The 6,212-nt window shown below is 33.2% G+C and carries 5 protein-coding genes; all 5 read left to right on the forward strand.

Translation table 11 applies throughout. The features are described 5' to 3' along the window. A partial coding sequence (locus Q0050_RS02780) for a PspC domain-containing protein (RefSeq protein WP_298392463.1) occupies positions 1-1,758 on the forward strand: 1,758 nt, incomplete at its 5' end. Positions 1,759-1,760: 2 nt separating this feature from the next. Beyond that, positions 1,761-2,492 (forward strand): head GIN domain-containing protein, encoded by a 732-nt coding sequence (locus Q0050_RS02785; protein WP_298392465.1) that lies wholly within the window; start codon positions 1,761-1,763, stop codon positions 2,490-2,492. Positions 2,493-2,911: 419 nt separating this feature from the next. Then, on the forward strand, positions 2,912-3,817 hold the full coding sequence (locus Q0050_RS02790) for a TIGR01777 family oxidoreductase (RefSeq protein WP_298392466.1): 906 nt from the start codon (positions 2,912-2,914) through the stop codon (positions 3,815-3,817). Positions 3,818-4,362: 545 nt separating this feature from the next. Then, on the forward strand, positions 4,363-4,965 hold the full coding sequence (locus Q0050_RS02795; protein WP_298392469.1) for a nucleotide exchange factor GrpE: 603 nt from the start codon (positions 4,363-4,365) through the stop codon (positions 4,963-4,965). Positions 4,966-5,031: 66 nt separating this feature from the next. Then, on the forward strand, positions 5,032-6,150 hold the full coding sequence (gene dnaJ, locus Q0050_RS02800; protein ID WP_298392471.1) for a molecular chaperone DnaJ: 1,119 nt from the start codon (positions 5,032-5,034) through the stop codon (positions 6,148-6,150). The last annotated feature ends 62 nt before the right edge of the window (positions 6,151-6,212 follow it).

The following is a 6,212-nucleotide window of genomic DNA, read 5'->3' on the forward strand; positions in this document are numbered from 1 at the left end:
AACAAAACAGTAAATATTAATATAGGTGGTTTATTTTTTCACATAGATGAAGATGCATACCAAAAGTTATCAAGATATTTTGATGCTATAAAACGTTCACTTTCAAATTCATCAGGTAAGGATGAAATAATGAAAGACATTGAAATGCGCGTGGCTGAGCTTTTTACAGAAAGACAAAAAAGCGACAAACATGTAATCAATAATGTTGATGTTGATCAAGTAGTTGCCGTTATGGGACAACCAGAAGATTATCGTATTGACGATGATGCTGAAACTCCAAAAAGTGAATCGTTTTATATTCCAAATAAAACTAAAAAATTATACCGAGATAAAGATAGAGGTTTGATTGCGGGAGTTTGTACAGGATTAAGTTATTATACTGGTGTTGAAGCAGTTTGGATAAAGGTAATTTTTATAATTCTTACTCTTGCTACAGCAGGTTGGTTTTTAATAGTGTATTTAATCTTATGGATTGCAACGCCAAAAGCCATTACAACTTCTGAAAAATTAGAAATGACTGGCGAACCGGTTACAATATCTAATATCGAGAAAAAAGTTAGAGAAGAGTTTGAAAACGTTTCTGATAAAATAAAAAATGCTGACTATGATAAAATGGGAAACCAACTGAAGTCAACGGCTGAATCTGCAGGTTCTAAATTAAGTGCGGCTTTTACAAGCGTTTTTGGAGCTTTTGCAAAAGTTTTGGGAGCATTATTAGTTGTTTTTTCTTCAATTGTTTTGGCTGTTGTGGCTGTTGTTTCCATTGTAATGATATTTTCATCATCAATGCCAGATAACAAAATTGTTGAATTCATAAAAACTCCAATCGGATTAGAAACGCCAATTTGGGCTCAAGGAATATTATTCTTTTTTGCGGCAGGAATTCCATTGTTTTTTCTTCTAATTTTAGGTTTGAAATTATTAGTAACTAACTTAAAATCAATTGGAAATATTGCTAAATATAGCTTGTTAGCCATTTGGATAATTGCTATCGGAATTTTAATTTCATTAGGAATCAGTGAAGCTAATCAATTGGCCTACTCAGGCAAAGCATTAGAAAAACAAAACATGACTATTGCTGCAACCGATACTTTAAAAGTCAGATTTGCCTACAATGATTTCTATTCCAAAAGAATTGATGAGAGAAGTGATTACAGACTTGTTCAAGATTCATTAGGAAATGAGGTTATCCATTCAACGAATGTAACTATCCACTTGAAAAAAACAGACAAAGCTTTCCCATATGTGCAAATAGAAAAATTAGCCCAAGGAAAATCATTTGCAGAAGCCAATCAAAGAGCGCAAAAAATTAAATACAGTTACAAGATCATTGGTAATGAAATAATTTTAGATAACTATTTTACTACTGAGATAAAAAATAAATTTAGAGGTCAAATGGTTGAGGTTTACCTATATTTACCAGAAGGAATTGTATATTATCCTAACGAAAATGTAGAAGATTATTTAAGCGGAAACAATGCCGATTTCGATTATTATTATGGACCAGAAGGCTACAAATATAAAGTAAAAGGAACTGAATTAGATTGCTTGAATTGCCCAAACGAAGATGGTGATGTTGAAATAAATGGTACTTTTGATATAGAAGGTGATGAAAATTCATCTACTGAAGGAAATGATACTATCAAATCTGTATCAGTAAAAGTGAATGGTAAAGAAGTCATTCAAACCACAACAGGAAAAGGCGACGAAGGAAGTTTAACAATCAATAAAGACGGAATAATCATTAAAACTAAATAGTCATGATAAAATTTATAGTTTTTTGTACAAAAATATTGGTAGCTGCAATTGTTGCTATACTATTTACTTCGTGTAATCAAGTATTTGAAGGTGTAAAAGGAAACGGAAACGTTCAAACGGAACAACGAAAAATATCTGAAACTTTCACTAAGATTTCTGTAAGTCGAGGCTTGGAAGTAATCGTTGAACAAGGTGATGTTGTAAAAGTTGAAGTTGAGGCTGATGAAAATTTGCTAAAACACATCACAACCAAAGTTGAGAATGGAACTTTAGTAGTTTCGTCAGACGAAAATATTTACAGCGCTGAAAAAGAAGTTGTGAGAGTTACAATTCCAGTAATTGAAGGTTTAGAAACCACTAGCGGTTCTAATTTATCAAGTACATCGGTTTTAAAAGGATCAAAAATGTATGTTAAATCAAGTAGCGGAAGTGAAATAGACATAAACGCTGAATTCGATACAATTTCAAGCGAATCAACAAGCGGAAGTAATATTACAATTTCAGGAAAAGCACTAAAATTCACATCAGCAGCATCAAGCGGAAGCGAAATCGAAGCAGGAAATCTTTTAGCAAACGAAGTAGTATCCCAATCCACAAGCGGAAGTTCAACCCAAGTAAATCCAAGGGTTTTATTAAAAGCAAAAGCATCAAGCGGAAGTTCAATTGAATATACCAACAAACCACAGACCATTGTCAAAGAAGAAACTTCAGGCGGAAGCGTTTCAGGCCTTTAGAATTTATTTATAGTTTTAGTTGTAACGAAAATCCCAATGAAAGTTGGGATTTTTTATTTAATCTGAACTCGTTTCAGATTCTCAAGAACTCGTTTGAGATTCTCAAGAACTCATTTCTACTGCTCTTGTTGTCACACTGAGCGCAGTCGAAGTGCTTTACTATTCTTATAATCTTTGTTCAAATTAATTCGTGTTAATTCGTGCAATTCGTGTCAGCTTTCTATCTAAATAATTACTATAAATTTTAAAAATTCGTGTAATAAAAATTTCAAATTAATTCGTGCCAATTCGTGCAATTCGTGTCAACTTTCGACCTAATAAAGAATAAAATTCGTGTTGACAAAATTCAACAAAAGTTAAACCAATACCAATTAACGTATAATTTAGAATCATAAATCGTAATTTTGAAAAAAAAAGTAATGAAGATTTTAATTACAGGCGCAACAGGTTTAATTGGTAAACAATTAGTTGAAGTACTTTTACAGCACAATCATACCATACATTATTTAACAACATCACCTCAAAAAATCCAAAACAAGGCCAATTATTACGGTTTTTATTGGAACCCACAAGAAGGAAAAATCGACGATACTTGCCTTGATGGTGTTGATACTATCGTTCATCTTGCAGGCGCATCAATTTCGCAACGTTGGACTAATTCTTACAAACAAGAACTGATAGAAAGCCGCGTTTTGTCTGCCAATTTACTGTTCAATTTAGTAAAAAAAGCTCCCAATCAAGTCAAACATTTCATCTCCGCATCTGGAACAGCTATTTATCCCGATAGTTACACCAATATTTATGATGAAACTTCAACCCAAATCGACAACACATTCTTGGGACACGTTGTTCAAAAATGGGAGGAAAGCGCTGATCAATTCAAACTTCTAAATCTAAAAGTATCTAAATTGAGAACCGGAGTGGTTTTTTCGGAAAAAGGTGGTGCACTTCTTGAAATGATCAAACCAATTAAGATGTATGTGGGTTCAGGCTTTGGTTCAGGCAAACAACTACAATCGTGGATTCATTTAACCGATGTGGCCAATCTTTATTATTTTGTAATTCAAAACCAAACAGAAGGCATTATTAACGCCGTTTCACCCAATCCAATTAGCAATCAAGAGTTAACCAAAGCTATTGCAAAACAGCTAAAAAGACCTTTATTCTTGCCCAATGTTCCTCAGTTTGTAATGAAGTTAATCCTTGGCGAAATGCATATTCTACTTTTCAACAACAAGAATATTCTTCCAAAAAGAGCACAAGAGTTAGGATTCAAATTTCAATTTCCAACGGCCAAAGAAGCACTCGAAAACATCATAAAATAAAAAAAGTTCTAGATTTTGCTAGAACTTTTTTCAACTTGAATTAATAATATTTTTTGTATTTCAGCGAATTATAACCTTTTATAATCCCAAATATAACGATTTCGTGCAACAAAACTCTTAAAATTTTATTAAAGTTTACTCTGAATTTATTTCAGAGTCTTTCTGAATTTATTTCAATGTCTCAAGAATTTAGATCTAACTCTTTTTTGTAATTGAAATCAAACCAAAGGTCAAATTTATCACAATCTAAATTCGTGTAAATTTGTGTAATTCGTGTGAAACTTTAAGAAGCATCACTTCAGGCAATTTTTAATCCATTTTCGCGCTGTCCGAGTTACACGGTAACTTCTCCCATCACGGCTAAACTCCATCTTTAGGCTGCTAAATTTAGCTTTTCACAAGATATTATTTTTGAATAACAATTATAATTTTTGTCGTCTTCGCAATTTCTCAATGTCATCTGGGTAAAAATTTGTGACAATTTGACATTTTTAAAGAAATGGCAGTACTTTTGCAACCAAACAATTCGGAACAAAAAACCAACGATGAACATCAAAAATATATTTAAAAATAAAAGCACAATGAGTACTGAAAATACTGATAAAGAAATTCTTGAAAATGAAAATGAATTGGCCAACCAAACGGAAGAAACTCCTACAGATGAGGTAACTCCAGAGGTTGAAGCTGCTGAAGAATTAACCGTTGAGCAAAAACTAGAAGAAGATTTAGCAAAAGAAAAAGACAAACATTTACGCCTTTTTGCTGAATTTGAAAATTATAAAAAACGTACTTCCAAAGAACGAATCGAGTTGTTTAGAACTGCCAACCAAGAGGTATTGCAAGCTTTACTGCCAGTTCTTGACGATTTTGACAGAGCAATGGCACAAATTTCTAAATCAGAAGATGAGGTATTGTTAAAAGGAGTTGAATTAATTCACGAAAAATTAAAATCTACTTTAGTTTCTAAAGGATTAGATGAAGTTGAAATAAAAGCAGGTGATGCCTTTGATGCTGATTTTGCAGAAGCAATTACGCAAATTCCAGCGCCATCAGCCGATTTAAAAGGTAAAATCGTTGACGTAATCGAAAAAGGTTACAAATTAGGAGACAAGATAATTCGTTTCCCAAAGGTTATTTTAGGACAATAATATATTTTTATGTATTGGGTTTTGACTTGGTCTAAATTCTTGATACTTAAATCTTAATACAAGAACATGAAAAAAGATTTTTACGAAATATTAGGCATTACAAAAAGTGCCTCTCCAGAAGAAATTAAAAAAGCCTATCGCAAAAAAGCTATAGAATTTCACCCTGACAAAAATCCAGGAAACGCTGAAGCAGAAGAAAATTTTAAACTTTGTGCTGAAGCTTATGAAGTATTAAGCGATCCAAATAAAAAAGCAAAATACGACCAATACGGACATCAAGCTTTCGATGGTTCAGGTGGTTTTGGTGGTGGCGGAATGAATATGGATGATATTTTCAGCCAATTCGGTGATATTTTTGGTGGCGCTTTTGGCGGCAGCGGATTTGGTGGTTTCGGCGGAAATTCGGGCGGTCAACGTCGTGTGAAAGGAAGTAATCTTCGAATTAAAGTTAAATTAACTTTAGAAGAAGTTGCCAATGGAGTTGAGAAAAAAGTAAAAGTTAAAAGAAAAGTACAAGCACCAGGTGTGCGATACAAAACTTGTTCTGCTTGTAATGGTCAAGGTCAAGTTTTACGTGTAACCAATACAATTTTGGGTAGAATGCAAACTGCTACCACTTGTCCAACTTGTGGTGGTGCAGGTCAATCAATCGAAAGCAAACCAGCCAATGCTGATGCTCAAGGAATGATTCTTGAAGATGAAACAGTTTCAATCAAAATTCCAGCCGGAGTTGTTGATGGTATGCAGCTCAAAGTTTCTAGCAAAGGAAATGACGCACCAGGAAACGGAATTGCAGGTGATTTAATTGTTGCCATTGAAGAATTAGAACACGAATTTTTGAAACGTGAAGGTGAAAATCTTCATTACGATTTATATATAAGTTACCCCGAAGCCGCTTTAGGAGTTTCTAAAGAAATTGAAGCCGTAAACGGAAAAGTTAGAATAAAACTAGAAGAAGGAATCCAATCCGGAAAGATTTTACGACTAAAAGGTAAGGGAATTCCGAGTTTAAACAGCTACGGAAGTGGTGATTTATTAGTTCACGTAAACGTTTGGACACCAAAGACATTAAACAAAGAACAAAGACAATTCTTTGAAAAATCGCTGACGGATGATAACTTTATTCCGCATCCAGAAAAGAGCGATAAATCTTTTTTTGAAAAAGTTAAAGATATGTTTTCATAATTATAAAATTATTTCTACATTTGACTAATTACTTGGAAACAGGTAATTTCTTTTTCATAGCA

It is taken from the genome of Flavobacterium sp. (assembly GCF_027483985.1).
Taxonomy (GTDB): domain Bacteria; phylum Bacteroidota; class Bacteroidia; order Flavobacteriales; family Flavobacteriaceae; genus Flavobacterium.

Excerpts from the sequence above, each read along its gene's own strand:
- dnaJ (WP_298392471.1), top strand. The coding sequence starts at position 5,032 with ATGAAAAAAGATTTTTACGAAATATTAGGCATTACAAAAAGTGCCTCT.
- Q0050_RS02785 (WP_298392465.1), top strand. The coding sequence starts at position 1,761 with ATGATAAAATTTATAGTTTTTTGTACAAAAATATTGGTAGCTGCAATT.
- Q0050_RS02790 (WP_298392466.1), top strand. The coding sequence starts at position 2,912 with ATGAAGATTTTAATTACAGGCGCAACAGGTTTAATTGGTAAACAATTA.
- Q0050_RS02795 (WP_298392469.1), top strand. The coding sequence starts at position 4,363 with ATGAACATCAAAAATATATTTAAAAATAAAAGCACAATGAGTACTGAA.